We start from the raw sequence: 25,489 nt of genomic DNA on the forward strand, positions 1-25,489 counted from the left end.
GTGCTGGTCGAATTGCCCGGACGGTCCGGGAGAGCTGCGCGCCGGGATAATCTTGGAGGATCATGGGCGACTGGATCCTTTACGCGGTTCTCGCTGGGGGCATGCTGGTTTTCCTGGTCTCCAGCTGGTGGGGTGTGCGCCGGCTCAAGGCCAGGCACAGCAGGAGCGCGGTCCGCGGCGAATCACACCGGCCGATGCCCGGCGCACAGCGGGTGGCCGTGGTGCTCAACCCGGTGAAAGGCCATTCGGAGGATGCCCGCCGGGAGATCCTGGATGCCTGCCAGCTGGCCGGTTGGGACGAGCCCGTTTTCTACGAAACCACCGCGGACGACCCCGGCCATGCACAGGCGCGCGCGGCGCTGGACTACGGCGCCGACGTCGTCCTGGTGGGCGGCGGCGACGGCACCGTGCGGGTGGTGGCCGAGGCCCTCGCGGGAACCGCCACCCCGATGGGACTGGTTCCGCTGGGGACAGGCAACCTGCTGGCGCGCAACATCGACCTGGACGTCAGCGACCTCCGCGGCAGCATCCACACAGCGTTGTTCGGCCATCAGCGCTACATCGACACCGCCCGGATGGGCATCACCAACAGCCGCACCGGCGAATCCTCCGAACACGTTTTCCTTGTCATCGCGGGCATGGGCCTGGACGCCGAGGTGGTAGGCGACACCAACGCGGGCCTGAAAAAGGCCGTGGGCTGGCTCGCATATACCGAGGCCGGGGTGCGGCACCTGCCAGGCCGGCGGAAGCGCGTCAGCATCTCCCTTGACGGCGAACCCGAACAGTCCCGGAAAATCCGCAGCGTGTTGTTCGCCAATTGCGGCCTGATCCCGGGCGGCATCGACTTCATCCCCGGGGCCATGATCGACGACGGCATGCTGGACGTGGTGGTCATGAGCCCGCGCAGCGCGATCGGCTGGCTTGCCATGTACGCAAAAGTGCTTTTCAAGCACAACAGGAACCTGCCGGTGATGAATTTCTACCGTTCAGGCAAGGTGGTGATCCGCAGCTCGGAGCCGATGGCCACACAGCTTGACGGCGACCCCGCCGGCGTGGCGACGGAGGTCACCGTCAGGGTGGAAGCGCGGTCATTGCTGGTGCGCGTCCGCTAGCGCGTGGGTCCCTTCCCAACACTCGCAAGCTCGCGTCGGGGCCCTCGGGACGACGCTTAGCTTGCGTCCTTCCGGGCCTTCGCCTCGGCCGCGGCTTTTGCCGCCGCGCGGGCCTCCGACTGCTCGCGGATCATTGCCTGCTCTTCTTCAAAGCGAAGGCGGTCAGCCCGGTCGGCGTCGTCCCCGTCCCAGTCCTGGTTCTCCGTGGTCGGCTTCGGGTTGACGATCATTCCCTGGCCACCGGCGTCGCTGCTTTTGTCTGTCATGGCCCGCTCCCTCCGTTTGGGGCATGGTCCATCCGTTATGGATCAGGCAAGCATACGCACTGTTCTTACCCGGCGGTAGGGGGCCGCCTGGTCAGATGTCCGGTCAAATGACCGGCGTCGCCTCCGCGCCGGGAACGACGCCGGGCGCACCCGCCAGAATGCCGTTCACCCAGGCGTGGGCGGCAGCAAAGGCCGCGTCCGAAGTGTGCGGAACAACGGACGTCTTCTCCTGGTCGGCCCTGGCATAGGAGCCCAGGAAACGGGTTGCCGGGCTGATCCGGTGCAGCCCGGCCAGGGCGTCTGCCACACGCGCGTCTTCGGCGTGGCCGTCGGCGTCGATGCTGAAGAAGTAGTGCCCCAGGTACTGGCCGGTGGGCCGGGATTCGATGCGGCTCAGGTTCACGCCCCTGGACGCGAACTGGTCCAGGATCTCCATCAGGGCACCGGGACGATCCTCGGGCAGGGGAACAACCACGGAGGTCTTGTCAGCGCCGGTGCGCGGGGTGAGCGGACCCGGGCGGCTCACGAGCACGAAGCGGGTCACCGCACCGGGGTTGTCTCCGATGTTGTCGGCCAGGATGTTCAGGCCGGGACGTTCGGCGGCCACGAGCGGCGCGCAGATGGCAGCGTCGTAGTGCGGTTCGCCTTCGAGGAGGCCGATGGCGGCAGCGGCCGTCGAGGAGCCCGGAACATATTCCGCGTTTGGGATGTTTTCCTCGATCCAGAGGCGGCATTGGGCCCAGGCATGTCCGTGGGTGGAGATCCGCCGGATGTCCTCGATCCGTACGCCGGGGCGGGCCACCAGCACGAAGGTGATGGGAACCAAGGCCTCGCGGACGATCCGCAGCTCAGAGCCGGTGGCAATGGCATCGAGCGTCGCCGTGACGCCGCCCTCCACCGAATTCTCAATCGGCACCATGGCGGCATCCGCCTCGCCCTGGCGCACCCGCTCCAAGGCTGTGTTCACGCTTGAGCACGGCACCCTGCTGGCCTCGGCAGCACCGGGAACCTGCAGCAGGGCGGCTTCGGTGAACGTGCCCTCCGGGCCCAGGAAGGTGTAGCGCAGCTCGGATGCCGACATCGAATATTCCTTAGTGGTTATGTGTTGGGTGCGGCGGGGCGTCAGAGGACCACGGGCTTCAGGCCGTTGTCCGACACCATGGGCCGGCCGGCTTCGAACCACATGTCCATGCCGCCGGCAACATTCGTGGCAGCGTAACCCTGCCTCACCAGCCACTGGGCGGCCCGCATGGAACGGCCCCCGGTGCGGCAGATGATGAACAGGTCGTCGTCGGCGTCGAGCTCCTCCAGGCGCTCCGGCAGCTGGTCGAGCGGGATGTGCAATGCACCTTCCACGTGGCCGGCCGCCCACTCGTATTCTTCCCGCACGTCCACGATGCTTGCGCCCTCCGGGACTTCGCTTGCCGGGATTGTTTCGAAATCGCTCATCGGTCCTTACACTCCTCTTCGACTCCTTCCAGCTTAAGGCCCGGGACCCCGGCCCGCTTCCGGCTCCCGTTCACCGGCGCTAGGGTGGGCGGGAAAGGCAACGGAACACACCTAGGAGACCTGTCATGCCCGCCGGAGAACCCACCATCCTGGCCACCTCCGGCGGCTACAAGCCTGGCCGGCGCACCCGGCTGGAGTTCGACCGCCTGGTGCATTACGCCGTCGAGCTCTCCGGCGTAAACGGCCGGACGCCGCGGATCGCGCACCTGGGCACGGCGTCCGGCGACCAGCGCTGGTTCGCCGCAGAGATGGACCAGGCTGCCCGGACCGCGGGCTTCGACCTGAGCCACCTGAACCTTTTCACGATGCCCAACCAGGAGGACCCGGAGGCGTTCCTGCTGGAACAGGACGTGGTGTGGGTGCACGGCGGTTCGGTGGTGAACCTGCTGGCGGTTTGGCGGGCGCACGGCCTGGATGCGGTGATCCGGCGGGTGTGGGAGGCCGGGGTGGTCCTGGCCGGCGTCTCGGCCGGGTCCATCTGCTGGTTCCAGGGCGGCACAACCGATTCCTTCGGCCCCGAGCTGCGGCCCGTCGCCAACGGCCTGGCCCTGCTTCCCTACGCGAACGGGGTTCACTTCGACTCCGAGCCCGCCCGCCGCCCCATGGTCCACCGGCTGGTGGCCGAAGGCCTGCTCGGCGAAACGCACTGCACGGACGACGGCGTCGGGCTGGTGTACCGGGGAACCGAACTGGTGGAAGTGGTCGCCGAAGTCCGGGACCGGGCGGCGTACCGGGTCACCGCCGCGGAGGATGCCTTGGGGGACGGTTCCAACGGGGACAGGACCATCGAGGAACGTCTGGAGCCCCGCTTCCTTGGCTGAATTGCACGACCTCAGCGCCGTGGCTCTGCGGGACGGCCTCGCCGCAGGGGACCTTTCCGCCCGCGAGGTGGCCGGGCATTTCCTGTCGAGGATCGCCGCCCGCAACCACCTGCTGGGCGCTTTCGTCACCGTCACGGTGGAGCAGGCACTGCTCGACGCCGGCACCGCGGACACGCTGCACGCCCGGCTCCGGCGGGAGGGCCGCCTTCCCGGGGAACTGCTGCCCCTCCATGGCTTGCCTCTCGCCTTCAAGGACCTGACGGATGTGGCCGGCGTGGTGACCACGCATGGCAGCGCCGCGCTGGACCACAAGCCGGCGCCGGCCGACGGCGCCCTGGCCATGGTGCTCAAGGGCGCCGGTGCGATTTCGCTGGGCAAGACGCAGGTTCCCGAGTTCGGGCTGACGGCCTACAGCGAGAACCGGATCGCACCGCCGTCGCGCAATCCGCACGCCTTGAGCCGGAGTTCCGGCGGGTCGTCCGGCGGCAGTGCTGCCGCGGTGGCGGCCGGGTTCTTGCCGTTCGCTCCGGGAAGCGACGGCGGCGGTTCCATCCGCATTCCCGCCGCGGCCTGCGGAATCCTGGGCCTGAAACCGGGACGCGGCCTGGTGCCGGCCGGGGAAAGCCCGGGGGATGCGGCGCGCCTGGTGGTGGCCGGGCCTCTGGCCCGGAACGCGGAGGACGCGGCCCTGATGCTTGACGCGCTGGTTCCTCCAGGCGCGCCGCCCGACGGCGGCTATCTCGCCGGAGTCCACCGCGAACCGCCGCGGCTGCGGATCGGGCTCAGCATGGACAGCCCGTGGAGCGGCATCTTTCCGTTCGAAACCAGCACGGTGGCCCTCGCCGGGCTGGACCGCGGCATCGCGCTCCTCGAAGCCGCCGGCCACGCCGTCTTCGAAACCGATGTCCGCTACGACAACCGCTACCCGGACGCGTTCACCGCGGCCTGGACGGCCGGCGTCGGAAGCGCACGGATCCTGCCCCAGCGCGAGGCCCTCCTGACGCCCCTCACCCGGACGTTCCGGAAACGGGCGCAGCAGCGCAGCGCCCGGAAGGTTGCCGAGGCCGTGGCCTTCTTGCGCAGCTTCAGCCAGGACACGGTCACTCAGTACGGGCAGTGGGACGTCATCCTCACGCCGTCGTTGTCCCAAACGGCGCGGCCGGTGGGCTGGTTCAACGGCACAGGCGGCCGCTGGGACGGGGATCCCGACGACGACTACCGCCGCCAGTGCCAATTCGCGCCGTGGTCCTCCATGGTGAATGTGTGCGGGCTGCCCGCGATCAGCGTCCCCACCGGCCTCCCAGGCGAGCTGCCGACCGGCGTCCAGCTGATCGGCAAGGCGGGCTCGGAACTGCTGCTCCTGCAGCTCGCGGCACAGCTGGAGGAAGTTCGGGGAACGCCGGTCCTGCCCGTCTGAGCGGGACCTTTGGCCAGTCCCGTCTGCCCCGTCCCGGGTGTCCACGATGTGACATTGACTACCATTTGGTGTCAGCATGGTGTAAATGAGCACTCCCTTAGATACGGTGTCCCCGGCCAAAACCCCGGCGGACACCTCTTTTTTTGGCCACCCAAAGATGTTGGCCAGCCTGTTTTCCGTGGAGATGTGGGAGCGATTCTCCTTCTACGGAATGCAGGGAATCCTCCTCTACTACATGTACTTCACCGCCGAGCAGGGCGGCCTGGCCATCGACCAAACGCTGGCTGCCGGCCTGGTGGGCGCCTACGGCGGCGGCGTGTACCTTTCCACGATCCTGGGCGCCTGGCTGGCTGACCGGATCTTCGGCTCCGAGCGCGTCCTTTTCGGCTCCGCCCTTCTGATCATGGCCGGCCATGTGGCCCTGGCCCTGCTGCCTGGCATCCCCGGTCTGATCGCCGGCCTCGTGCTGGTGGCGGTCGGCTCCGGCGGCCTGAAGGCGAACGCCACCGCGCTGGTGGGCACGCTGTACGAGGAAAAGGACGACCGCCGCGACGCTGGCTTCTCGATCTTCTACATGGGCGTCAACATCGGCGGCCTCGTGGGCCCGCTGGTGACCGGCTGGCTGCAGGAGAGCAACGGCTTCCACTGGGGCTTCGGCGCCGCCGCGATCGGCATGGCGATCGGCCTGGGCATCTACGCGATCAACCGCAGCAAGCTGCCGCAGGAAGCGCACCACGTGCCGAACCCGCTGCCCGCCACCGGGCGCAACCGCTACGGGCTGATCTTCCTGGGCATCGCCGTCGTCATCGCCCTGCTGCTGGCTACGGGAACCGTCAACGCGCAGAACCTGGCCCGCTCCATGGCGTACGCCGCGATCGGTGCCTCGGTGATCTACTTCGTGCTGATTTTCCGCAGCCCCAAGGTCTCGGCCGTGGAACGCAGCCGCGTGGCGGCCTTCATCCCGCTCTACATTGCCTCCGCGGCGTTCTGGGCCCTGTTCCAGCAGCAGTTTACGTTCATCGCCGTGTACTCCGAGGAGAAGCTGGACCGCAGCCTGTTCGGCTGGGAGATGCCGGCCGCATGGGTGCAGTCCATCAACCCGGTGTTCATCATCATCTTCGCCGGCGTCATGGCCGCGCTCTGGACCAAGCTGGGCCACAAGCAGCCGAGCTCGCCCATGAAGTTCGCCGCCGGCCTGCTGGTGATGGGGCTGGCCTTCCTGGCCTTTATCCCGCTGGCCCGGGAAGGCAAGACCCCATTGCTGGCGCTGGTGGGCATCCTGTTCCTCTTCACCCTGGCGGAGCTGTTCCTCTCCCCCATCGGGCTGTCGGTAAGCACCAAGCTCGCCCCGCAGGCCTTCCACACCCAGATGGTGGCGCTGTTCTTCCTGTCCGTTTCCCTCGGCACCACCCTCGCGGGCATCCTCGCAGGCCTTTACAACCCGAAGGACGAACTGCCGTACTTCGTCGGCGTAGGCGGTGCGGCGGTGGTCCTGGCCGTGGCCCTTGCCGCGGGCACCCCGGCCATCAAGAAGCTGATGGCCGGCGTGCGCTGACAAAGCCCTTAACCGCGACGGCGGCAGGCACCTTGGCGGGATTTCCCGCCGAAGTGCCTGCCGCCGTCGTCGTCTGTCAGTAGTTGTAGCGGTACTGCGATGCGGCCGTGAGGAGGACGACCAGGGAGATCAGCCACAACAGGCCGAACAGGATGCCGATGTATCCGGTGATGAGGCCGGTCAGGGCGAAGCCGCGGCCGGCGGGTTCCTTCTTCAGGCCGAGGTGGCCCAGGATCACGGCCGCGATCGAGGGCAGCCCAAGGATGCCGCCCGACACCAGGCCGACGATGCCGCAGATCATGGCGGCAATGCTCAGACCCTTGGGTTCGGCGGGCACGCCGTAGTACGCGGGCTGGCCGTAGGGGTTGGCGGGCTGGCCATACTGCGCCTGGCTCTGTGCCTGGCCGTAAGGCTGCTGGCCGTAAGGGCTGGCGGGCTGGCCATAGGGTTGCTGGCCATAGGGCTGGGGCTGCTGGCCGTAGGCCGGGGGCGCGGCGTAGGGCTGCTGGCCGTAAGGCTGGGCCGGCGGCTGCCCGTACTGCTCCGAATCCGGCTGGCCCGGGACGGGCTGTTCCGGGACGGGCGGCTCCTGCTGACCGTAGACCGGCGGCGCGGCGTACGGCTCCGAACCGTACTGTTCGGGGCCGGGCTGGCCCGGCGGAATGAACGACGGCGGCTCGTACCCTTGCGGAGTGTCGTTCTTCGGCGTCTCGTCCGGTTTGGCTGGCTGCTCACTCATGAGTTCCCCCTTGAAAGTACTGTTCTGCACAGCCTACCGCCGCCAGGCAGGTAAACGGACGGTGAATCCTTTTGCGTTTGTGGTGACTCCTGCCGTCATAGGGGCTGATTCGCGGTCACATCTATTCAGCGGTGTGAAACGGTCTGGCATGCTGGGGCAATGGCTAGCCGTGCGGGCACAGTTGCCCTCCCCCAGGACCTTGTAGACCTCACCGCCCTCCTTGACGCGTACTACGACGTCAAGCCGGATCTGGGCGATCCTTCACAACGCGTGGCATTCGGCACCTCCGGCCACCGTGGCTCAAGCTTGAAGGCGTCATTCAATGAGGGCCACATCCTGGCCATCACGCAGGCAATCGTTGAATACCGTTCAGGGCAGGGCATCACCGGCCCCCTTTTCCTCGCCAAGGACACCCACGGCCTGAGTGAACCCGCGCAGAACTCCGCTCTCGAAGTCCTCGCCGCGAACGGCGTCAACGTGCTGATCGATGCCCGCCACGGCTACACGCCCACCCCGGCCCTCAGCCACGCCATCCTCAAGCACAACCGGGAAGCCGCCCCCGGCACCCCGCAGGCCGACGGCATCGTCGTCACTCCCAGCCACAACCCGCCGGCTGACGGCGGCTTCAAGTACAACCCGCCGCACGGCGGCCCGGCCGACACCGACGCCACCGGGTGGATCGCCAACCGCGCCAACGAACTGCTCGAAGACGGCCTCCGCGGCGTCAAGCGGATGCCACTCAACGACGCCCTGAAGGCCGAAACCACAGGCAAGTTCGACTTCCTCAGCAGCTACGTGGACGACCTTCCCTCCGTGCTGGACCTGGACGCCATCCGCCGCGCGGGAGTGCGCATCGGCGCCGACCCGATGGGCGGCGCCTCCGTGGACTACTGGGGCGAAATCGGCGAGCGCCACCAGTTGGACCTCACCGTGGTGAACCCCACCGTGGACCCCCAGTGGGCATTCATGACCCTCGACTGGGACGAGAAGATCCGCATGGACTGCTCCTCGCCGTCGGCCATGGCCTCCCTGATCCAGAAGGTCGCCTCCGGGGACGCCCGCTACGACGTCGCCACCGGGAACGACGCCGACGCCGACCGCCACGGCATCGTCACCCCCGACGGCGGGCTGATGAATCCGAACCACTACCTCGCCGTCGCAATCGACTACCTGTACCGCAACCGCAGCGGCTGGAACCCGGCGTCGGTGGTGGGCAAGACCCTGGTGTCCTCCTCAATCATCGACCGCGTGGCCGGCGGCCTCGGCCGCAAGCTCGTGGAGGTCCCGGTGGGCTTCAAGTGGTTCGTGCCCGGCCTGCTCTCCGGTGAAGGCGCGTTCGGCGGCGAGGAATCTGCCGGCGCATCCTTCAATAAGCTGGACGGCAGCGTGTGGACCACGGACAAGGACGGCATCCTGCTGGCCCTGCTGGCCTCGGAGATCACCGCCGTGACCGGCAAGTCCCCCTCGCAGCTGTACAAGGGCCTCACCGACCAGTTCGGCTCACCCGTCTACGCCCGCATCGACGCTGCCGCCACCCGCGAGCAGAAGGCCAAGCTGGGCAAGCTCTCCGCCGCGGACGTCACTGCAACCACGCTGGCCGGCGAGGAAATCACGGCGAAGCTCACCGAGGCCCCCGGCAACGGCGCCTCCATCGGCGGCCTGAAGGTGGTCACCGAGAACGCCTGGTTCGCCGCACGCCCCTCGGGCACCGAGGACGTCTACAAGATCTACGCCGAGTCCTTCAAGGGCGCCGAGCACCTCAAGCAGGTCCAGGACGAGGCCAAGAAACTGGTGGACGGGGTCATCGCCTAGCTTCCAGGAAGGCGCCACAGCTTCAGGATCCGGCGGATGGTGTGCTTGCCGCCGGGTGCCATGTCCACGAGGGCTACGCGGTCCAGCAGGACGGCGTCGCCCTCGTGCGGCCGCTTGCCGTTGTGGTGCGAGATGTGCGGGCGGTAGCCCTCCAGGGTGTGGTGCGGTGTGGCGACATTCCCGCCCAACCCCGCGACGGCGTCGAACAGTTCCTCATGGAGGCCCTGCAGCAGCGGGTGGTGGTCCACCAGGCTGACCGGAATGGAGCCTTGGCGCCCGAAGCGCTCCTCGGTTCCCACGGTGAGCTCAGCACCCAGCGCACCCGCCACGGGAGCCGCCGCGAGCTCCGCGAGCTGCTGGACGACGTCGGGAACTCCGTCCGCGGACGGATCCGGTTCCACAGTCTCAAGGTCGAACCTCAGCAGGGTGATGTGCAGCGGCCAGTCATCGCGGGGAAAGACAAGCCCCTCGGCCACTTCCTCGGTGAAGACCACCATGATGAGGTTCCGCATAGGGACAGTTTCCCACCGCGCCGGTAAACAACGCTGTTAAACAGGCAGGCCCGGGTGCCGCGCTGCGAGCGCGGCCCCGGGTCTTTGGCTGTGTCGCAGCTAGACGGTGCGGACGACGTCGTCGTAGGCGAACTTCGGCTTGGCGGCGCCGAAGGCGTCCGGGCCGGGCTGGCCGATGTTGACCACCAGGAAGCTCTTCTGGTCGCCGGCCGGGAAGAAGTCGCGGTCGATCGCGGTGAAGTCGGCACCGGTCATCGGGCCGGCGGCGAAGCCGAGGGAGCGGACGGCGAGGATGAAGTAACCGGCCTGCAGGTGGGCATTGTTGTTGCCGGTGGCCGCGGTGACCTCGGCGTCGGCGTCGTACATGGCCTTCGGGGCGTTGTAGCCGGGGAGGAAGTTGTCCCATTGCTCGTGCCAGGCGGTGTCGTAGCTGAGGATGGCGACCAGCGGGGCGGAAGCGGTCTTGGCCTTGTTGCCCTGCATGAGGGAGTCCACGAGCTTGGCGCGGGCCTCGTCGGAGCGGACGTAGGTGACGCGCAGCGGCTGGGAGTTGAAGGCGGTGGGGCCGAACTTGGTCAGTTCGTAGATGGCCTGGGCCTGCTCCTCGGTGACTTCACCGGCAAAGGAGTTGGCGGTGCGGGCTTCGGCAAAAATGGCGTCGACTGCGGCGGCGTCAATCACTGCTTCTTCGTGTGCGATTGTCATTCGCGTACCTTTCGCTGGGCCCGTGGCTTTGGGGATGGCCGGGCGCTGTTGCTTTCCATGGTTGCAACTTCAAGCGTTATCCACAGATTCCCTTAACGCCGCGTGACGTTGGGCACACGGAACGTAGGCTGGTCGCGAATCGCCGCAGCTGGTCCGCTTCGGCGGGATATGGGGGTTGGAAGCATGAAGCGCACGGCACTCTTCCTGGTCTTGGCCGCGGTGCTGGGACTTGGCACCTCATCCTGCGCGGAGGACCCCGGATCCAGCGGGAGGGATTCTTTCCGCGCCTATATCGAGAAGAGCAACGCGCAGTGGATCGACCGTTTGGATATCCATCCGGGCTCCGCGTCGTTCTTTGGCTCCTCCGAAATCCTAGTGATGTTGCGGGCGGATACACCCGAGGACGTCTTTGCAGACTTCCAAAAGCGGATCAAGGATTACGGACCGCCTTTTGGCTCCAGGCTTGAGCTCCAAGGCCTCGCAGCCAACGGCGTTGGGGTCTGCAGCGGCGACCCCGCTGCGCCAGCCAAGACCAAGCTCCGTACACAGCTCCAGGCCACAGGGAAGAGTCTGGCCGGAACCTGGACGTGCAAGTCGGGCGCCGCGGGCGACCACATCTACCGCGGCAGTACAGAGACGTTCCTCGCCGACCGGAAGCTGCTCAACGGCCTGCCCATGTGGTCCGACGGCCCCGCCATACAGCTGAACGCGCAACTGGAGGGCGAGTTGAACGAGCCACGGGGAACGGTCAACGCCATCCTGCAGGACGTCCCGGCGGGGCTTGAATCAGCCCTGTATACGGTTTCCGCCCGCGAAGAAATCGCCGAATGGACGTTCGAGAACCGCGTTCTCACCATCGCCGTGGAACCGAGCACAGCCCAGGCCGCGATCCAGGAGGCGGCCACGGCCGCCGGTGGCGGGCTCACAGTCCAGGTACGGCAGGGCAGCGTGGCCGGCGCAGCACTGGCCCCGGAAGCTGCCGGGCTCCGCGCGGCTTTCCGCGGCCTTCCGGGAGTGAAGTCCGTGCGCATGGGAAGCGGCACCTGGATCACAGTCACCCTGTCAGGCGTCAGCCATGCCGCCTCCGTTGTCAAGCAAGCACAGAAGCAGCCCGAATTCACCGCGAGGTACGTGCTGGAGCTGCGGCTCCCCGTTGCCTGGCAACCGCGAAATCCTTTGAGCTACTCCTGGCTCGACGGGAAGCCCACCCAGCTGCGAGGTTTCGAGGAACTAGCCGGCAACCCCGCAGTCACGGCGCTGGATATCAGTGACTCGGCTGACAAGCGCCTCGAAGCGGACTTCAAAGTGCCGCTGAACAATGCGGCATCCCTTGTGAGGCCACTGGTGGCCATGGGGGCGTGGACTGTGCTGCGGGGCCCGGACGACAGCCAACTCAACTTCCACGCCGCTAAGACATTGACCCAAGAGTCCTTCGAATACGTCAAGAACGTGGACCAGGACCAGTTCATCAAAGCCTGGAACGCCGCGCGTTAACCCCTGCTTCTCGGCGTCTGCTTCTCAGCGTCCGCCTCTCAGCGCTTAGAACCTGACTTCGCCCGGACGTGCATCCGCTCGCCCTGCCCGCCGAAGACGCTCAGGACCTCCACCGGCTGCTCGCCCGCGCTTCCGAACCAGTGAGGCACCCGGGTGTCGAATTCAGCCACTTCCCCGGGACCAAGCACCAGGTCAAGGTCGCCGAGGACGAGCCGCAACTGCCCGGACAACACATACATCCATTCGTAGCCTTCATGGACGCGCGGATCCGGCCCGGCCTTCGAGGCCGGAATGACGATCTTCCAGCTCTGTAGTCCGCCGGGCTGTTTGGTGAGGGGAATGACCGTCCGTCCGTTCACCTGTCGGGGCTTGAGCCTGATCCTGGGGTCACCGACCTCGGGCGCACCCACCAGGTCATCCAATGGCACCCGGTACGCCTGCGCCAGCGGGAGGAGCAGTTCCAGGCCCGGCTTGCGCTGGCCGGTCTCCAGCCGAGACAAGGTGCTTTTCGAGATACCCGTAGTTTCGGCCAGGGCAGTCAGCGTGACGCCGCGCTGGGTCCGGAGCCGTTTCAGCCGTTCGCCCACCTGCTCGAGGGCTGCCGCAATTTCCTTTGGGTCATCATCCACCCGACCATCCAAGCCGGCTTTCCCGGAAACAGCAACGATTGTTGCCGGTTCAGGGATGACACCCCAGCCTTGGTCCATGAGCGAATACGACGTTGTGGTTATTGGTGGCGGCGCGGCCGGATTGTCGGCGGCCTTGGTATTGTCCCGGGCCGGGCGGAGGGTCCTAGTGGTGGATTCCGGCTCTCCGCGGAACGCGCCGGCGGCGCACATGCATGGCTTCCTCTCGCGTGACGGCATGCCGCCGCGGGAGCTGCTGGCTGTCGGCCGGAAGGAAGTGCAGGGTTACGGCGGCGAGGTGCTCGACGGCGTCGTACAGGACCTGGTGCCGGACGGCACCTCAGGCTTCTGGGTGCTGCTGTCCGGTGATGGTTCTGCGGGGGACGGTTCTGCGGACCGGCGGCGGATTTCGGCGCGGCGCGTGCTCGTGGCGACCGGCCTGCGCGACGAGCTTCCGGAGATTGAGGGGCTGGCGGAGCTGTGGGCGAAGGATGTGCTGCATTGCCCCTACTGCCACGGCTACGAGGTTCGTGACCGGCCGCTGGGCGTCCTGGGCAATTCCCCGGATTCAGTCCGCTATGTCCAGCTGATCCGCCAGTGGGCCAAGGACGTGGTGCTCTTTGTTCCCGAGCGGCTCCTGACCGTGCAGCAGCGCACCGAGCTGACGGCCCGCGCGATCGGGGTCGTGGAAGGAACGGTCCAGCGGGTGGTGGTCCAGGACGGACACCTCTCCGGGGTCGAAATGACGGACGGCAGGCTGGTTCCCCGGGGTGCACTGTTTGTGCCGCCGCGCTTCGTACCGAACAACGGCCTGCTCAGAGGCCTGGCCTGCGAAACGGACGACGCCGGATGGGTGGTCACGGACGGCGCGGGGCAAACGAGCGTCCGCGGCGTGTACGTTGCCGGGAACCTGGCGAATCCACGGGCCCAGGTCATCACGGCAGCCAGTGAAGGATCGGTGGCAGCAGCGGCCATCAACGCCGACCTTGTGGAGGAGGACATCAGGGAGGCGGTGCGCAGCTTCAACCTGGGGTACTGAGATCCTTCCGTTGCGGGGCCCGCTCTACGTCCTTTGTCCGCGCCAAAGCACGTAAAGCGGGCCTCACATTTCAGCGGTAAAGTGGCAGCGAACCCCCGTTATCTTCTGAGGAAGGCCCCTGCCATGAGCATGCTCGGCGTCAAATGGAAGCTCCACGGCAACGGCAAGACCATCCGCCCCGGCCACGTGGTGGCCCCCGAGGAGCGGCTGGCCTGGCCGCTGACCATCGGCGTCGGCATGCAGCACGTGGTGGCGATGTTCGGCGCCACCTTCCTGGTGCCCATCATCACCGGCATGCCGCCGGCCACCACCCTGCTGTTCTCCGGTGTCGGGACCTTGCTGTTCCTGGTGATCACCCAGGGCCGGGTGCCCAGCTACCTTGGTTCCAGCTTCGCGTTCATCGCCCCCATCCTGGCGTCCCAGCAGCAGTACGGCGTGGCCGGTGCGCTGGGCGGAGTGGTGCTGGCCGGCGTCGTACTGGCGCTCATCGGCGCGGTGGTGAATAAGTTCGGCGCGGAGTGGATCAACCGGACCATGCCGCCGATCGTCACGGGCGCCATCGTGGCGCTGATCGGCCTGAACCTGGCCCCGGCCGCGAAGACGAACTTCGACAAGGCGCCCATCACAGCGCTGGTGACTTTGGTGACGATCATCCTGGTCAGCGTGCTGTTCCGCGGGATCGTGGGCCGGCTGAGCATCCTGGTGGGTGTGGTGGTCGGTTACGTCACGGCCATGGCGCGCGGCGAGGTGGACTACTCCAAGATGGATGCCGCGGCGTGGATCGGCCTGCCGCACTTCCAGACCCCGGAATTCCATCTGGGCGTAGTGGGCCTGTTCGTGCCGGTGGTGCTGGTGCTCGTAGCCGAAAACGTGGGGCACGTGAAGTCGGTGGCCACCATGACCGGCCGAAACCTCGACGACGTCTCCGGCCGCGCCCTGATTGCCGACGGCGTCGCGACCGTCCTCGCCGGTTTCGGCGGCGGTTCCGGCACCACCACCTATGCCGAAAACATCGGCGTCATGGCCGCCACCAAGGTGTATTCGACGGCGGCCTACTGGGTGGCGGGCGTGTTCGCGATCCTGCTGAGCTTCTCGCCGAAGTTCGGCGAACTGATTGCCACCGTCCCGGCCGGCGTTCTGGGCGGCGCGGCCACCATGCTGTACGGCATGATCGGCATCCTGGGCGTGAAGATCTGGGTGCAGAACAAGGTCAACTTCTCCAACCCCGTCAACCTGACCACGGCCGCCGTCGCCTTGATCATCGGCATCGCCGACTACACCTGGACCATCGGCGAACTGAAGTTCACCGGCATCGCGCTTGGTTCCGCTGCGGCCCTGGTGATCTACCACGGCATGAGGGCCGTCGCCCGGGCGCGGGGCACCGCCGCTGAACCCGAAATGGAAACCGCAGGGCTGCCGCCGGCCGCGAAGTCGGCGATCAACGCGGCGGCGAAGCGGCACCCGAAGAAGCGGTAAGGGCTCCTAGCGGCGAATTCTTTTTTGTCCTCCTTGGATGCCTTGGCCGCCTTGGTCGCCGCTTCGGAAAACGGGGCCATATGAGAAGCCAAGGGCCAAAGCCCAGGCCGCGAAACCGGCTACCAGGCTGGGCCAGCCGAAGCCCCGGTTGCCGTCGGAGGGCGTGGGGAACAGCGGCAGGCCGTGCGGGTAGATCGTCAGTTCATGCGTGTCGGTTCCTCCGACGATCAGCAGAACAGTCAGCAACGCCCACCACGCCCAGCGTTGGGCGCGACGAAGTCCCGTATGGGCAACCCACACCGCAAGCACAAGGCCAGCCACGGACATGCCGGCGCCGCCGACCATGTGTGCCAAGGTGTGCGCCTTCACGAGACCCAGCACTCCATCGTCCGTGTTACTGACAGGAGTGGAGGCCATGAACGCCAGCTACCATGGGTCCTCCCCCGCGAGCAGGAGTGCCGCGACGGCCAGCATCCACGCCGCCGCGTTCAAGCGGCCGATCCGGCGCGCGGCCAACGCTAGGGCCACCACCCCCGCGATGCATGTCGCCGCCCAGACGACACCTACAGTGGCCTGATCCATAACCCCATTGAGGACTCCGAAACGGGGGGTGTCAACGAAGGACCTGCCCCGAGCCGGCGCGCCTCGGCTCACTCTCGGGGCAAAGCGTTGGGTCTTTTGATCCTGCAGATCAGGCGATCAGAGCCGCGCGAAACCCGCCTGATCTGCAGGACGAACCGGAATGATGCGTTACCGCCGCCCTTGAGCCCGGGCCCCTACCCGGCGTCGAACCTTTCGTCTTCATCCTCGTCATCACGCGGTGACTTTTCGGCCGGCAGACTGGTGGCGCCGCCGTCGGGCCCACTCGACGAATCAACGTCCGGGCGCCCGGGCACCTCGGTGTTTCCTTCGTCCATCGGAGCTTCTGCGGAAGGCAGCAGGACCTCCGGCTCCGCGCTGTCTTGCGCCGTCCGGGGTTGCGCCGTCCGGGGTTGCGCGAACTGCGTCCCCGCACCCATCTCCTGCTCCGCGGTGGGCGTTCCGTACCCGCCTGCTTCCTCTTCGGGATTCCTGCGGTCCTGCTCCATGGTGTTCCTCCTCTTTTCGTTGAGAACCGGGTCCACTCAGAGGCCTTTGCCGCCCGTCACGGGTAGCACGGCGCCGGAAATGTACGAGCCCTCGTTGGACGCCAGCAGCACATACGCGGCGGCCAGTTCGGCGGGCTGACCCGCCCGGCCGAGCGGCGTGTCTTGCCCGAACTCGGGCAGGTGGTCGGGCCAGTCGGTGGCCGGGATCAGCGGGGTCCAGATGGGTCCCGGCGCCACCGCATTCACACGGATGCCCTTCGGCCCGAGTTCCTGGGCCAGCGCCTTGGTGAACGCCACCTGCGCGGCCTTGGTCATCGCGTAGTCGAACAGTCCCGGCGAAGGGTTGAAGGCCTGGATGGACGCCGTGGTGATGATCGAGCCACCGGGAGCCATGTGGGGAATCGCCGCCTGCGCGCTCCAGATCAGGCTGTAGAGATTGGTCTTGAAGACCCGGTCGAACTCCTCCGTGGGCGTTGAATCGAGGCTCTCGCGGTTCTTCTGGTACGCCGCGTTGAGGACCAGGACGTCGAGCTTGCCGAATGCATCCACGGTCTTTTCGACGATCTCCGTGCTGAACTGCTCTTCGCGTCCGTCACCCGCGAGCAGCAGGGAGCGCCGGCCGGCTTCCTGGATGAGGGCCGCCGTCGCCGTGGCGTCCACCTCTTCTTCAGGGAGGTAGGAAATCGCGACGTCGGCCCCTTCCCTGGCGAACGCAATCGCCACCGCCCTGCCGATTCCGGAGTCCCCACCGGTGATCAGGGCCGCTTTTCCGTCCAGTCTGCCGTGGCCTTCGTAGCTGCGTTCGCCGTGGTCCGGCACGGGATCGGCCTTTTCGGTGAGGCCTGGCTGTTCCTGTTCCTGCCTGGGGAAGGGCCCCACGGGGTAGCCGCCGCGCGGATCCTGCGGGGGTGACTCCAAGGCGCCTTCGGGCGCCTGCTGCGATGCATACTGCTGTGAGTCGCTCATAGTCCATCTGCTTGTCTACTGGGATGTACGCGTCAAGGGATTTCTGAGACCACGGGAGGCGCCGCCGGGGGTACCGTCCTCTCTTTCGACGCTAACGGCGGGCGCGCGGCGAGTCCATGGTTTCCGGGAAATTAATCAGCAAACTTAGTAAGTTCCCCCTGCGTGGCGAGAGGGTTGGCTTCCAGACCCGGGGGCGACCAAACCGGGCGCAGGCGAGCGAGACGGGCAGGCGGGCCGGGCCGCAAAAATGTCAGACCACTTTGTTTGGATTGAGGGCATGGAGAACACCATGGCCGCGGGGGCTTTGACCCGGACGGCGCGGGGGGAAGGACCCTCTGGAGGTGTTGGCCGGTGTGGTGTCTGCGCTCGAAGGCGTCGGGCGCGGGCTGGGACTCCCGGACCGCTGAACTGGCCCAGCGCGCGGTCGATCAATGTCGCACTTCTCAATCAGCGGTCCAGGTCGGACCGGGACGCCAGGCGGCCAATCCATTCCAGCCATCACACGAGGCAACCAGCCCAAAGCCATACCCGGCATCCCTGGGTGACGGCGAGCATACAAAGTTCACCGGCCACACACCAACAACGTAAGGACCAGCCCCACAGGCTGAAAATACACCGACCAGCCCCCCGACACCCGCCACAAACACAAGACCCACCAGCCACCGAACCACAGCCCAGCCCCGCGAACCCGACCCGCCACCCTTCTGACGCAAGCCACTCGTGCTGAGTGGCTGGCTTTACGCCGCTCAGGTGTTGTCGTGCCACAGCCGGAGCGCCGTCGTCGGCTGCCTCCAGCTGTCAGGAAAGACTGCCGAAGGTGCGACGGCGGCCGCGCGGCCGCCGCCGTCGTCGCCTCCTACCGCCTCGCTTCGCTACGAGAGGCGTTTGCGGACGATCTCACTGACCGCCTTGCCGTCGAAGCGGCCGGCAACCTTCTCGGTGACCGGCTTCATGACATAACCCATGTGCATGAGCGACAACTCCACGCCGTCAGCCCTGAGTGATGCCATGGCCTCGTCGACAATGGCCTCGACTTCAGCCGTGGTCAGGGGCTCGGGCAGGTAGGCCTCGATGACCTCGGCCTCTGCGATCTCCGTGGCGGCCCGCTCGGACTCCCCCGCTTCCTCGTAAATGTGGGCGGTTTCGTGGCGCTTGGCTGCCTCTTTCTGCAACATGGCCGTGATCTGGGCGTCGTCCATGTGGATGGGCGTCTTGCCGGCCTTCTCACGGGTGTCGATCTCGCTCAGGACGTTGCGCACGGCGGACAGGGCGACGCGGTTGCCGTCCTTCATGTGGCTGACGACGTCTGCGTGCAGCCGCTCCTTCAACGTAGACATGGTGCTCCTCGATTCGATACGCCGGCTGGCTGGCTGCCAGCCCGGCCAGCGGTGACAGCGTCCCGGCGGGGCGTCGCATCGTAGGTGCATGGCGGAAGTCAAAGCCATGCTGGTACATCAATTATCTGCCCGGGGAGTGGAAGCGGCGACCGCCTTCGATCCCCTGGCGCTTCACCCGAAAGCGCCTCAGATGAGGCCGAGCTCCTCGAACGCCGCCACGAGGCCCTCTTGCTGCGGCGGTGCGGCCGTGCGGTCCGCCAGCGCCAGCAGCTCGGGCGAGGATCCCTCGATGGCGACCCCGATGCCGGCGAAAGCGACCATCTCAAGGTCGTTCTCGCCGTCGCCCACTGCGATGCTGTTTTCGCGCGAAATGCCCAGGTGCGCGATCGCCGCGGCAACGCCGTCGGCCTTGCTGATGCCGCGCTGATACAGCTCGCCAGCGTGGCGGCCTTCGTCCGCGATGGAATTCTCGACGACGGCGATCCCGTCGCCGATTTCCTCAACCAGCAGCTGCATGGGAACCGGGGAGTCGAACACCGAGACCTTGGAGAACGGCACTTTGGCCAGGTCCGGGACACGCTCCAGTGAGCCGAGGATCGCGGACGATCCTATCTCGCGGCCGTCGGGCGCCCGGCTGAAGTGTTCCTCGATGATGGCGCGCAGGCGTTCCTCCGCCGCCGGTGCCACGTGCAGGGATTCCTGGGCTTCCAGGACGTAGACGGCGTCGTGCGCATCGAGGGTGGCGACCGTGCGGGCGGCGAGATCTGCAGGGAAGCGCCGGTCCACGAGGACCTCTCCCGCGACCTCTACATAGGCGCCGGCGCTGGCCACGAGCCCGTCGAAGCCCGCTCCGCGGATGGCTTCGGGCAGCATCGAGACGGGCCGGCCGGTGCACAGGAATACCCGGTGACCCGCCTTGCGGGCCGCCTGGACCGCCCGCACGTGGCCCGCGGGCACAACGCCGTAGTCCGCGTAGGTGCCGTCCACGTCCAGGAAGACGGCACGGACGGTTCCGGCTTTGGTTCCTGCGGCGGGAGTTCCGGTGTTCAGCTCAGCGCTCATGGTTCCGGATCATACCGGGCGTGGCCTCTTCAGCCCCAAGCGGCCCGAACGCAGGTGCAGCTCCGCCAACTTGGCCAATCCCGACAGGACGAGGCACATGCCCACGTAGAGAACACCTGCCACGATCGCTGAGGGAATGATCGGCGAACCATACTGGGCCTGGGAACCGAAGTACTTCGCCTGGAAAAGGATCTCGTTGTACGTGACGATGAAGCCCAGGGCGGTGTCCTTCAATGCAACGACCATCTGCGAAATGATGACTGGCAGCATCGACCGGATTGCCTGGGGCAGCAGGATGTTAACCATTACCTGCGACTTGCTCAGGCCGACGGCGACACCGGCCTCGCGTTGACCTCGGGGAAGGGCTTCAACACCAGAGCGGAACACCTCTGCCAGAACCGATCCGTTATAGAGGACAAGCGCGATGACGACGGCGGCATAGGGCGGCCAGGATACGCCCAGGAGCGCCGGGAGGCCGTAGTAGAGCATCATCATCATCACGAGCAACGGCACTGCCCGGAAAAGTTCCGTGAACCAGTGGCACGGCGTGGAGATCCATTGACGGTCGGAGAGACGCCCGATTGCAAGGACGAGACCCAGCACAAGGCTTCCCACCCCGGCCACGCCGAATGCGGAAAGCGTGGCGCCGGTGGCCTGCAGGATGGTCTGCTGCACCAAGGGGAAGCTGAAGATCTTCCACTTGGCTTCGCTGAACTGACCGGTGGCCGCCAATTGCCCCACCACAAAGACGAGCACGCCGATGACGATCGCGGTACCGACGACGCCGACCGCCCGGTGCCGGACCCGGGCCTTGGGGCCGGGTGCATCATAGAGAACTGAACTCATCGAAGGACCTTCAACTTCTTCTCGAAGTAGCGTTGGAATTGGGCCAGCGTCAGGACAAGCAGGACGAAGAAGAACGCGATCCAGAGCAAACCCACCATCGCGGGTTCACCGCGTTCGGAAAGGTTGGCCCGGATGGCGCCAGCCTCCATGACGGAAAACCCGGCGGCGATCGTTGTGTTCTTCAGGAGTGCGATAAGCACGCTGAACAGGGGCGGGATAACGGCCCGGAATGCCTGCGGGAGAACCACCAGCCCCAAGGCCTGCCCGAAATCCAGGCCGATGGCCCGGGCTGCCTCCGCCTGGCCGATCGGCACCGTATTGATACCGGAGCGAAGCACTTCGGCGACATAGCTTGCAGAGTAAATGCTGAGCCCGGCCATGGCAGCCACCATGAAGCTCATCTCCGGCAACCCCAGTTTGGGATAACCAAGGGCAAAGAAGAACAGCACCAAGGTCAGCGGCATGTTCCGGACGATGTTGACGTATGTGGTTCCGAATCCTCGGAGCGCGGGGACCGGTGATACCCGCATGGTGCCGACAATGGTGCCGAGTGCCAGGGCGAAGATCGCGGAGAAGAAGAACAGGAAAAGGGTGTTCTTGAAACCCTCGGTGAAGAGGTCAAGATTATCGAGGAGTGTACTCATGAGTGCTGCTTTCGCGGCGGATGGCGGTGGGCGTCAGCCTGCCGGATTTCGCCCACCCCCCTGCCTGTCAGTAGTTATCGACAGCCGGCTGGTCCACTTTCACGCCCGTTGTACCGAGCGTGATGTCGTAGATCTTTTGCCAGGTGCTCTTGCCGTTGCTCAGCACGTTGTTGATGAACTTCCGCAGGGCCGAGTCGCCCTTGGGCAGCCCGATGCCGTACTTCTCGATGGTGAATGGCTGACCCACCACCTGCAGAAGATCAGGCGCCTGCGAGGCATACCCCAGGAGAAGCCCCTGATCGGTTGTGACAGCATCAACGCGACCGTCCTTGAGTGCTTCGACGCACTGGGAGTAGGTCTCGAATTCACTGGTCTTGGCATTCGGGAAATTCGTCTTGACGTACTGGATCGGCGTGGAGCCGGTCACGGAGCACACGTTCTTGCCGCCCAGGTCCTTTTCGCTGCTGATAGCGGTGTTGCCTTTCTTCACCATCAGGCCTTGGCCGGTGATGAAGTAAGGACCGGCGAAGTCGATCTGCTTCTTCCGCTTCTCCGTGATGGAGTAGCTTCCCACGTAGTAATCGATGTCGCCGTTCTCAATTGCGGTCTCCCGGTTGACGGACGGGATCGGCTTGAACTCGATCTTGCTCTTGTCATAGCCAAGGGAGGCCGCAACCCACTTGGCGATTTCGATGTCGAAGCCGCTGTACTCGCCGGTTGCCGCGTCCTTGAATCCGAAGCCCGGCTGGTCTTCCTTGACGCCAATGCGGATCTTGCCGTCGGACTTGATCTTGTCGAAGGTGGGGCTGCCGCTGAGCCTGACATCGCTGGCGACCGAATACGGCACAGTGCTCCCGGAAGGGTCTGCTGCCGTGCTCCCGGCGCCGCCGCAAGCGCTCAACGAAATGGCGAGTATGGCTGAAGCGGCCGTGATGCCGGCCTTGTTTGTGGTGCTGAAGAGTGCCATGACAGCATTCCTTTCCTTTTCAGGGCATTGCTCAATTGGGGGGGTGTGAACGCAAAGGACTAGTGGGTCAGCAGCTTGGAGAGGAAGTCCTTGGCCCTGTTGCTCTGCGGGTTGGTGAAGAATTCCTCGGGCGTGGCATCCTCGACGATCTGGCCGTCCGCCATGAAGATCACGCGGTCTGCCGCCTTGCGGGCGAAGCCCATCTCGTGGGTGACCACGATCATGGTCATGCCTTCCTTGGCGAGCTGGACCATGACGTCCAGGACCTCGTTGATCATTTCGGGGTCCAGCGCCGAGGTGGGTTCGTCGAAGAGCATGACCTTCGGCTTCATGGCCAGGGCGCGGGCGATCGCCACGCGCTGCTGCTGGCCGCCGGAGAGCTGGGCGGGCAGCTTGGGTGCCTGATGCCCGACGCCGACGCGTTCGAGCAGCTTCATGGCCTCCTTCTCGGCCTCTGCCTTGCTGGCGCCCTTGACCTTGATGGGGCCGAGCGTGACGTTTTCCAGGATCGTTTTGTGCGCGAAGAGGTTGAAGGACTGGAAGACCATCCCGACGTCGGCGCGCAGCTTTGCCAACTGCTTGCCTTCCTCGGGGAGGTGCTTTCCGTCGATCGAGACGTCGCCGGCATCAATCGTTTCCAGGCGGTTGATGGCGCGGCACAGGGTGGACTTGCCCGAACCCGACGGTCCGATGACCACCACCACTTCGCCCTTGCGGACCTGGAGGTTGATGTCTTTGAGGACGTGAAGAGGGCCAAAATGCTTGTTGACGTTCCGAATCGAAACCAAGTGTTCCGGAGCGTTCTTGTCGGTATTTCGGTAGATATCCATCTGAGGTTTTCCTGGGGTATCGGACCGTGCGCTGAAGGCCGGCGGGGCATGTGCGGGATTGAGCTGTGGGCAAGGGCCCCAGCTCGGTGGCTTTGGGTTCAAGAGGTGATCGTTTTCCCGGAACGGGACTAGTTTTCGAAGCTTCCTTGAATGGCCCTGGCAAAAGTGGACGGGTCGACATTCCCGCCTGAACAGACAACTGCAACCGTCTTGCCCTGGAAATAGGCGCCCTTGTGAAGTACTGCCGCCAACGAGGCCGCTCCGCCGGGTTCCACCACGATCTTCAGAGTCCGGTAAGCCTCGGCGACGGCGTTCAGGGCCTCGTCGTCGTTGACCGTGAGACCTTGGACGGAGTACTTGCGCAAGACTTCAAGTGGCTTTTCTCCGGCGATCGGACCACTGATTCCATCCATGATGGTGTGGCGCACAGCCGGATTGCTGCACACTTTCCCGATGGCGAGCGAGCGGGCCATCTTGTCGTAGCCGGCAGGTTCCACAATGTACTTCTCAATCCCGGGGAAGGCCTGCTCCATGGCTTCGATGACGCCGGATGCGAGGCCGCCGCCGCTGCAGTTGACCACCACAGCGTCCGGGCGTTCACCCATTCCCTGGAGTTGCTCCGAGAATTCCAGCCCCACCGTGCCGGCGCCACCCATGACCTGGTAGTCATCGAACGGGGAGATGATGGTCATCCCCCGCTGTTCCGCAATCTCCTGGGTGACCTGAACACGGTCCTGTGTTGCGGCGTCATAGAACACGACTTCCGCTCCCCACCAGAGGCAGTTGTCCACCTTGATCTTCGGCGCCGTATTCGGCACCACGATGACGGCAGGACAGCCAACGATCCGGGCTGCGGCAGCTACAGCAGCTGCATGGTTTCCGGCCGAGTAGGCCGCTACACCGGAACGGCGTTCCTCATCGCTCATACCGAGGACCTTGTTGAGGGCGCCCCGGATCTTGAATGATCCGGTCAGCTGAAGGGATTCAGCCTTCACGAAGACCCGGGCACCTGCCGCTTCATCCAGCATCGGCGAGGCCAGCACAGGCGTCCGGACAACACGCCCCGTAATCCGAGCAGCCGCGGACCGGATCTCGCCGATATTGAAGGCGGCTTCCTTTTGCACTTCAGCGGGCATCCCGGACCACCTCGAAAATCGTGGAGATCTCGACAGGGGAACGCCTGGGAAGTGCGTATGCCCCGACCGCCGTCCGAACGTGCCTGCCGTCGTCCCCCAGCGCTTCAAGGAAGACTTCGGACGCTCCGTCCATCACGCGTGCCTGCTGTTCGAAGTCGGGCGTGCACCGGACAAAACCGTTCAGGCTCAGGAGCCGGACACCCGTCAGGTCACCGCCGCAGACTTCGCTCACGACTGATAGAACGTTCACTGCACAGAGGCGCGCGGCCGCCTGTCCTTCTTCCACGGTCAGGTCAGCGCCGACCACACCCTGGTACTGCATTTCTTCGCCAATACGGCAGATCTGTCCGGCAACAAACAGTTGGTTCCCCGACCAGACATAAGGCACATAGGCGCCACCCGGAGTGAGCGGGGTAGAGAGTTGAATGCCGGCTTCGGCCAGGCGTTCCCGGGCTGTAGTCATGAGAATCCTTGCTTCCATTCCCCGGGCCACAATGTGCCCCGGGTCACCTATTTGGTAGTCATCCCATTCCACCGCCAAACTCTCATATTCTGAAGGTCAAAATAGCTATAACACTAAGACTTTGGGCGACCTAATGATCGCGCCCGCCGGCAACTGCACACGCCATGAAATGCGCCACCAACGTTTCGGTGTCGTTGGCACGGCTGACGAGTGAAAGCTCCACCATGTCGGCAGGCTGGGCCAGCTCCCGCCAGGCGATGGCCCAGGGACGGCGTCGGATCGAGGACTCCGGGGCGAGGGTCACTCCGAGGCCGGCCTCCACCATCGCCAGTTGCGAATGGATGCTGTTGGCAACGTGCTTGGGCTCCGGGCTGAAACCCGCCGCCCTGCAGGCCAGGGCGATTTCATCATGGTATTCAGGGGACAGGTGGCGCTGATGCCATACCCAGGAATCATCACGGAAGGCGTCCAGCTCCACGGGGCCTTCTGACGCTGCAAATGGATGATCCAAGGGCATTGCCAAAGCCAGCCGGTCACGGCGAAGCGGGGTCGCTGCCAAGGACCGTGTGCTCGCTGCTTGGCGGATGACCGCCACATCGATTTCCCTGCGCAACAGCGCGTCCCTGGCGTCCTGGGTATTGATCTCACGCACGTGAAGCTCAACCAAGGGGCGCGATTCCTTGAACATTCTTACTATCTGGGGCAACAGGTCGCTGAGGGCTGACGTGACTGCGCCCACCCGAAGGGTTCCCACCATCCCCGCACTCGCGCGATGGGCTGCTTCGGCCGCGCGCACTGAGGTGTCGACAAGCGCCCGGCATTCATCAAGAAACCATCGTCCGGCCTCGGTGAGCTGGACGGCCCGGGTCGACCGCTCAAGGAGATTGGCACCAAGCATCCGCTCAAGCTGACGAATGGCCTGGCTAAGGGGCGGTTGGGACATGCTGAGGCGTTCGGCCGCCCGTCCGAAATGCAGTTCCTCCGCAACCGCGATGAAGTACAGTGCCTGCCTGACTTCGATCATCTCTTTCATCGCGCCTCCGCCTCGTCAAACAACCGTCCCTATG

28 protein-coding genes are annotated in these 25,489 nt (G+C 65.7%); 8 read left to right on the top strand and 20 right to left on the bottom strand.

Annotation, left to right across the window (positions count from 1 at the left end):
- The first annotated feature begins 62 nt into the window (after positions 1 to 62).
- Positions 63 to 1,112, top strand: a complete 1,050-nt coding sequence (locus ACNQPB_RS03445) for a diacylglycerol/lipid kinase family protein (protein WP_498749135.1) — start codon at positions 63 to 65, stop codon at positions 1,110 to 1,112.
- A 56-nt stretch (positions 1,113 to 1,168) separates the two neighbouring features.
- On the opposite strand, the gene ACNQPB_RS03450 is transcribed toward ACNQPB_RS03445, so the two are convergent.
- The 3 genes from ACNQPB_RS03450 to ACNQPB_RS03460 form a co-directional block, all read right to left on the bottom strand.
- A complete protein-coding gene (locus tag ACNQPB_RS03450; protein WP_498749137.1) occupies positions 1,169 to 1,378 on the bottom strand; it encodes a hypothetical protein in 210 nt (69 codons plus the stop codon).
- Positions 1,379 to 1,481: 103 nt separating this feature from the next.
- On the bottom strand, positions 1,482 to 2,459 hold the full coding sequence (gene pheA, locus ACNQPB_RS03455; protein ID WP_498749138.1) for a prephenate dehydratase: 978 nt from the start codon (positions 2,457 to 2,459) through the stop codon (positions 1,482 to 1,484).
- A gap of 41 nt (positions 2,460 to 2,500) precedes the next feature.
- Positions 2,501 to 2,827, bottom strand: a complete 327-nt coding sequence (locus ACNQPB_RS03460; protein ID WP_498749139.1) for a rhodanese-like domain-containing protein — start codon at positions 2,825 to 2,827, stop codon at positions 2,501 to 2,503.
- Between the two features lie 125 nt (positions 2,828 to 2,952).
- On the opposite strand from ACNQPB_RS03460, the gene ACNQPB_RS03465 reads away from it, so the two are divergent.
- From ACNQPB_RS03465 to ACNQPB_RS03475, 3 genes are all read left to right on the top strand, one after another.
- Positions 2,953 to 3,708, top strand: coding sequence for a Type 1 glutamine amidotransferase-like domain-containing protein (locus ACNQPB_RS03465; RefSeq protein ID WP_498749141.1), 756 nt, complete (start codon positions 2,953 to 2,955; stop codon positions 3,706 to 3,708).
- Positions 3,701 to 5,125, top strand: a complete 1,425-nt coding sequence (locus ACNQPB_RS03470; protein ID WP_498749142.1) for an amidase — start codon at positions 3,701 to 3,703, stop codon at positions 5,123 to 5,125. The genes ACNQPB_RS03465 and ACNQPB_RS03470 overlap by 8 nt, the downstream gene beginning before the upstream one ends.
- A gap of 85 nt (positions 5,126 to 5,210) precedes the next feature.
- Positions 5,211 to 6,680 (top strand): peptide MFS transporter, encoded by a 1,470-nt coding sequence (locus ACNQPB_RS03475; RefSeq protein ID WP_498749144.1) that lies wholly within the window; start codon positions 5,211 to 5,213, stop codon positions 6,678 to 6,680.
- A gap of 76 nt (positions 6,681 to 6,756) precedes the next feature.
- On the opposite strand, the gene ACNQPB_RS03480 is transcribed toward ACNQPB_RS03475, so the two are convergent.
- Positions 6,757 to 7,419 (bottom strand): DUF4190 domain-containing protein, encoded by a 663-nt coding sequence (locus ACNQPB_RS03480; protein WP_498749145.1) that lies wholly within the window; start codon positions 7,417 to 7,419, stop codon positions 6,757 to 6,759.
- Positions 7,420 to 7,578: 159 nt separating this feature from the next.
- Between ACNQPB_RS03480 and pgm the strand changes: the two genes are divergently transcribed.
- Positions 7,579 to 9,231 carry a phosphoglucomutase (alpha-D-glucose-1,6-bisphosphate-dependent) gene (pgm, locus tag ACNQPB_RS03485; protein WP_498749147.1) on the top strand — a complete coding sequence of 551 codons (1,653 nt, stop codon included), beginning with the start codon at positions 7,579 to 7,581 and terminating at the stop codon, positions 9,229 to 9,231.
- Here the strand turns inward: pgm and ACNQPB_RS03490 are convergent.
- Together ACNQPB_RS03490 and ACNQPB_RS03495 are read right to left on the bottom strand one after the other, a co-directional pair.
- Positions 9,228 to 9,743, bottom strand: a complete 516-nt coding sequence (locus ACNQPB_RS03490) for a 2'-5' RNA ligase family protein (RefSeq protein ID WP_498749148.1) — start codon at positions 9,741 to 9,743, stop codon at positions 9,228 to 9,230. The genes pgm and ACNQPB_RS03490 overlap by 4 nt on opposite strands.
- Positions 9,744 to 9,842: 99 nt before the next feature.
- Positions 9,843 to 10,448: a malonic semialdehyde reductase gene (locus tag ACNQPB_RS03495; RefSeq protein WP_498749150.1), complete on the bottom strand. Its 606-nt coding sequence runs from the start codon at positions 10,446 to 10,448 to the stop codon at positions 9,843 to 9,845.
- Positions 10,449 to 10,631: 183 nt separating this feature from the next.
- On the opposite strand from ACNQPB_RS03495, the gene ACNQPB_RS03500 reads away from it, so the two are divergent.
- Positions 10,632 to 11,942: a hypothetical protein gene (locus ACNQPB_RS03500; RefSeq protein WP_498749152.1), complete on the top strand. Its 1,311-nt coding sequence runs from the start codon at positions 10,632 to 10,634 to the stop codon at positions 11,940 to 11,942.
- A 38-nt stretch (positions 11,943 to 11,980) separates the two neighbouring features.
- Here ACNQPB_RS03500 and ACNQPB_RS03505 read toward each other — a convergent pair whose 3' ends face one another.
- Complete coding sequence (locus ACNQPB_RS03505) at positions 11,981 to 12,571, bottom strand: helix-turn-helix domain-containing protein (RefSeq protein WP_498749154.1); 591 nt, start codon at positions 12,569 to 12,571, stop codon at positions 11,981 to 11,983.
- Positions 12,572 to 12,647: 76 nt separating this feature from the next.
- On the opposite strand from ACNQPB_RS03505, the gene ACNQPB_RS03510 reads away from it, so the two are divergent.
- Positions 12,648 to 13,607, top strand: coding sequence for an NAD(P)/FAD-dependent oxidoreductase (locus ACNQPB_RS03510; protein WP_498749155.1), 960 nt, complete (start codon positions 12,648 to 12,650; stop codon positions 13,605 to 13,607).
- Positions 13,608 to 13,730: 123 nt separating this feature from the next.
- Entirely contained in the window at positions 13,731 to 15,083 is a 1,353-nt protein-coding gene (locus tag ACNQPB_RS03515; RefSeq protein ID WP_498749156.1) for a uracil-xanthine permease family protein, read from the top strand.
- A 6-nt stretch (positions 15,084 to 15,089) separates the two neighbouring features.
- Here ACNQPB_RS03515 and ACNQPB_RS03520 read toward each other — a convergent pair whose 3' ends face one another.
- From ACNQPB_RS03520 to ACNQPB_RS03580, 13 genes are all read right to left on the bottom strand, one after another.
- Positions 15,090 to 15,500, bottom strand: a complete 411-nt coding sequence (locus ACNQPB_RS03520; RefSeq protein WP_498749158.1) for a hypothetical protein — start codon at positions 15,498 to 15,500, stop codon at positions 15,090 to 15,092.
- Between the two features lie 9 nt (positions 15,501 to 15,509).
- A complete protein-coding gene (locus ACNQPB_RS03525) occupies positions 15,510 to 15,665 on the bottom strand; it encodes a hypothetical protein (protein ID WP_498749159.1) in 156 nt (51 codons plus the stop codon).
- 194 nt (positions 15,666 to 15,859) lie between these two features.
- The gene (locus ACNQPB_RS03530; protein ID WP_498749161.1) at positions 15,860 to 16,171 is read right to left on the bottom strand and encodes a hypothetical protein; all 312 of its coding nucleotides are present in this window, start codon (positions 16,169 to 16,171) and stop codon (positions 15,860 to 15,862) included.
- Positions 16,172 to 16,207: 36 nt separating this feature from the next.
- On the bottom strand, positions 16,208 to 17,137 hold the full coding sequence (locus ACNQPB_RS03535; RefSeq protein WP_498749163.1) for an SDR family oxidoreductase: 930 nt from the start codon (positions 17,135 to 17,137) through the stop codon (positions 16,208 to 16,210).
- Positions 17,138 to 18,009: 872 nt separating this feature from the next.
- Positions 18,010 to 18,474 (bottom strand): GatB/YqeY domain-containing protein, encoded by a 465-nt coding sequence (locus tag ACNQPB_RS03540; protein WP_498749165.1) that lies wholly within the window; start codon positions 18,472 to 18,474, stop codon positions 18,010 to 18,012.
- A gap of 186 nt (positions 18,475 to 18,660) precedes the next feature.
- Complete coding sequence (locus ACNQPB_RS03545) at positions 18,661 to 19,536, bottom strand: HAD-IIB family hydrolase (protein ID WP_498749167.1); 876 nt, start codon at positions 19,534 to 19,536, stop codon at positions 18,661 to 18,663.
- A 9-nt stretch (positions 19,537 to 19,545) separates the two neighbouring features.
- Positions 19,546 to 20,382, bottom strand: coding sequence for an amino acid ABC transporter permease (locus tag ACNQPB_RS03550; protein ID WP_498749169.1), 837 nt, complete (start codon positions 20,380 to 20,382; stop codon positions 19,546 to 19,548).
- Positions 20,379 to 21,026 carry an amino acid ABC transporter permease gene (locus tag ACNQPB_RS03555; protein WP_498749171.1) on the bottom strand — a complete coding sequence of 216 codons (648 nt, stop codon included), beginning with the start codon at positions 21,024 to 21,026 and terminating at the stop codon, positions 20,379 to 20,381. Before ACNQPB_RS03555 ends, ACNQPB_RS03550 begins: the two co-directional genes overlap by 4 nt.
- Positions 21,027 to 21,093: 67 nt before the next feature.
- Positions 21,094 to 21,993: a glutamate ABC transporter substrate-binding protein gene (locus ACNQPB_RS03560; protein WP_498749173.1), complete on the bottom strand. Its 900-nt coding sequence runs from the start codon at positions 21,991 to 21,993 to the stop codon at positions 21,094 to 21,096.
- 59 nt (positions 21,994 to 22,052) lie between these two features.
- The gene (locus ACNQPB_RS03565; RefSeq protein WP_498749175.1) at positions 22,053 to 22,823 is read right to left on the bottom strand and encodes an amino acid ABC transporter ATP-binding protein; all 771 of its coding nucleotides are present in this window, start codon (positions 22,821 to 22,823) and stop codon (positions 22,053 to 22,055) included.
- 128 nt (positions 22,824 to 22,951) lie between these two features.
- A complete protein-coding gene (locus ACNQPB_RS03570; RefSeq protein ID WP_498749177.1) occupies positions 22,952 to 23,959 on the bottom strand; it encodes a threonine ammonia-lyase in 1,008 nt (335 codons plus the stop codon).
- Entirely contained in the window at positions 23,949 to 24,422 is a 474-nt protein-coding gene (locus tag ACNQPB_RS03575; RefSeq protein ID WP_498749179.1) for a RidA family protein, read from the bottom strand. Before ACNQPB_RS03575 ends, ACNQPB_RS03570 begins: the two co-directional genes overlap by 11 nt.
- 130 nt (positions 24,423 to 24,552) lie before the next feature.
- A complete protein-coding gene (locus ACNQPB_RS03580) occupies positions 24,553 to 25,455 on the bottom strand; it encodes a LysR family transcriptional regulator (RefSeq protein ID WP_498749181.1) in 903 nt (300 codons plus the stop codon).
- Between the last annotated feature and the right edge of the window lie 34 nt (positions 25,456 to 25,489).

It is taken from the genome of Curtobacterium sp. LFS079 (assembly GCF_047977865.1).
Taxonomy (GTDB): domain Bacteria; phylum Actinomycetota; class Actinomycetes; order Actinomycetales; family Micrococcaceae; genus Arthrobacter.

What these genes read in the sequence shown, in the direction of transcription:
- ACNQPB_RS03550 (WP_498749169.1), bottom strand. Translation starts at nt 20,382, where the DNA reads ATGAGTTCAGTTCTCTATGATGCACCCGGCCCCAAGGCCCGGGTCCGG.
- pgm (WP_498749147.1), top strand. Translation starts at nt 7,579, where the DNA reads ATGGCTAGCCGTGCGGGCACAGTTGCCCTCCCCCAGGACCTTGTAGAC.
- ACNQPB_RS03445 (WP_498749135.1), top strand. Translation starts at nt 63, where the DNA reads ATGGGCGACTGGATCCTTTACGCGGTTCTCGCTGGGGGCATGCTGGTT.
- ACNQPB_RS03510 (WP_498749155.1), top strand. Translation starts at nt 12,648, where the DNA reads ATGAGCGAATACGACGTTGTGGTTATTGGTGGCGGCGCGGCCGGATTG.
- ACNQPB_RS03500 (WP_498749152.1), top strand. Translation starts at nt 10,632, where the DNA reads ATGAAGCGCACGGCACTCTTCCTGGTCTTGGCCGCGGTGCTGGGACTT.
- ACNQPB_RS03565 (WP_498749175.1), bottom strand. Translation starts at nt 22,823, where the DNA reads ATGGATATCTACCGAAATACCGACAAGAACGCTCCGGAACACTTGGTT.
- pheA (WP_498749138.1), bottom strand. Translation starts at nt 2,459, where the DNA reads ATGTCGGCATCCGAGCTGCGCTACACCTTCCTGGGCCCGGAGGGCACG.
- ACNQPB_RS03575 (WP_498749179.1), bottom strand. Translation starts at nt 24,422, where the DNA reads ATGACTACAGCCCGGGAACGCCTGGCCGAAGCCGGCATTCAACTCTCT.
- ACNQPB_RS03450 (WP_498749137.1), bottom strand. Translation starts at nt 1,378, where the DNA reads ATGACAGACAAAAGCAGCGACGCCGGTGGCCAGGGAATGATCGTCAAC.
- ACNQPB_RS03540 (WP_498749165.1), bottom strand. Translation starts at nt 18,474, where the DNA reads ATGTCTACGTTGAAGGAGCGGCTGCACGCAGACGTCGTCAGCCACATG.
- ACNQPB_RS03515 (WP_498749156.1), top strand. Translation starts at nt 13,731, where the DNA reads ATGAGCATGCTCGGCGTCAAATGGAAGCTCCACGGCAACGGCAAGACC.
- ACNQPB_RS03490 (WP_498749148.1), bottom strand. Translation starts at nt 9,743, where the DNA reads ATGCGGAACCTCATCATGGTGGTCTTCACCGAGGAAGTGGCCGAGGGG.
- ACNQPB_RS03570 (WP_498749177.1), bottom strand. Translation starts at nt 23,959, where the DNA reads ATGCCCGCTGAAGTGCAAAAGGAAGCCGCCTTCAATATCGGCGAGATC.
- ACNQPB_RS03480 (WP_498749145.1), bottom strand. Translation starts at nt 7,419, where the DNA reads ATGAGTGAGCAGCCAGCCAAACCGGACGAGACGCCGAAGAACGACACT.
- ACNQPB_RS03465 (WP_498749141.1), top strand. Translation starts at nt 2,953, where the DNA reads ATGCCCGCCGGAGAACCCACCATCCTGGCCACCTCCGGCGGCTACAAG.
- ACNQPB_RS03495 (WP_498749150.1), bottom strand. Translation starts at nt 10,448, where the DNA reads ATGACAATCGCACACGAAGAAGCAGTGATTGACGCCGCCGCAGTCGAC.
- ACNQPB_RS03545 (WP_498749167.1), bottom strand. Translation starts at nt 19,536, where the DNA reads ATGAGCGCTGAGCTGAACACCGGAACTCCCGCCGCAGGAACCAAAGCC.
- ACNQPB_RS03530 (WP_498749161.1), bottom strand. Translation starts at nt 16,171, where the DNA reads ATGGAGCAGGACCGCAGGAATCCCGAAGAGGAAGCAGGCGGGTACGGA.
- ACNQPB_RS03475 (WP_498749144.1), top strand. Translation starts at nt 5,211, where the DNA reads ATGAGCACTCCCTTAGATACGGTGTCCCCGGCCAAAACCCCGGCGGAC.
- ACNQPB_RS03460 (WP_498749139.1), bottom strand. Translation starts at nt 2,827, where the DNA reads ATGAGCGATTTCGAAACAATCCCGGCAAGCGAAGTCCCGGAGGGCGCA.
- ACNQPB_RS03560 (WP_498749173.1), bottom strand. Translation starts at nt 21,993, where the DNA reads ATGGCACTCTTCAGCACCACAAACAAGGCCGGCATCACGGCCGCTTCA.
- ACNQPB_RS03580 (WP_498749181.1), bottom strand. Translation starts at nt 25,455, where the DNA reads ATGAAAGAGATGATCGAAGTCAGGCAGGCACTGTACTTCATCGCGGTT.
- ACNQPB_RS03555 (WP_498749171.1), bottom strand. Translation starts at nt 21,026, where the DNA reads ATGAGTACACTCCTCGATAATCTTGACCTCTTCACCGAGGGTTTCAAG.
- ACNQPB_RS03525 (WP_498749159.1), bottom strand. Translation starts at nt 15,665, where the DNA reads ATGGATCAGGCCACTGTAGGTGTCGTCTGGGCGGCGACATGCATCGCG.
- ACNQPB_RS03520 (WP_498749158.1), bottom strand. Translation starts at nt 15,500, where the DNA reads ATGGCCTCCACTCCTGTCAGTAACACGGACGATGGAGTGCTGGGTCTC.
- ACNQPB_RS03535 (WP_498749163.1), bottom strand. Translation starts at nt 17,137, where the DNA reads ATGAGCGACTCACAGCAGTATGCATCGCAGCAGGCGCCCGAAGGCGCC.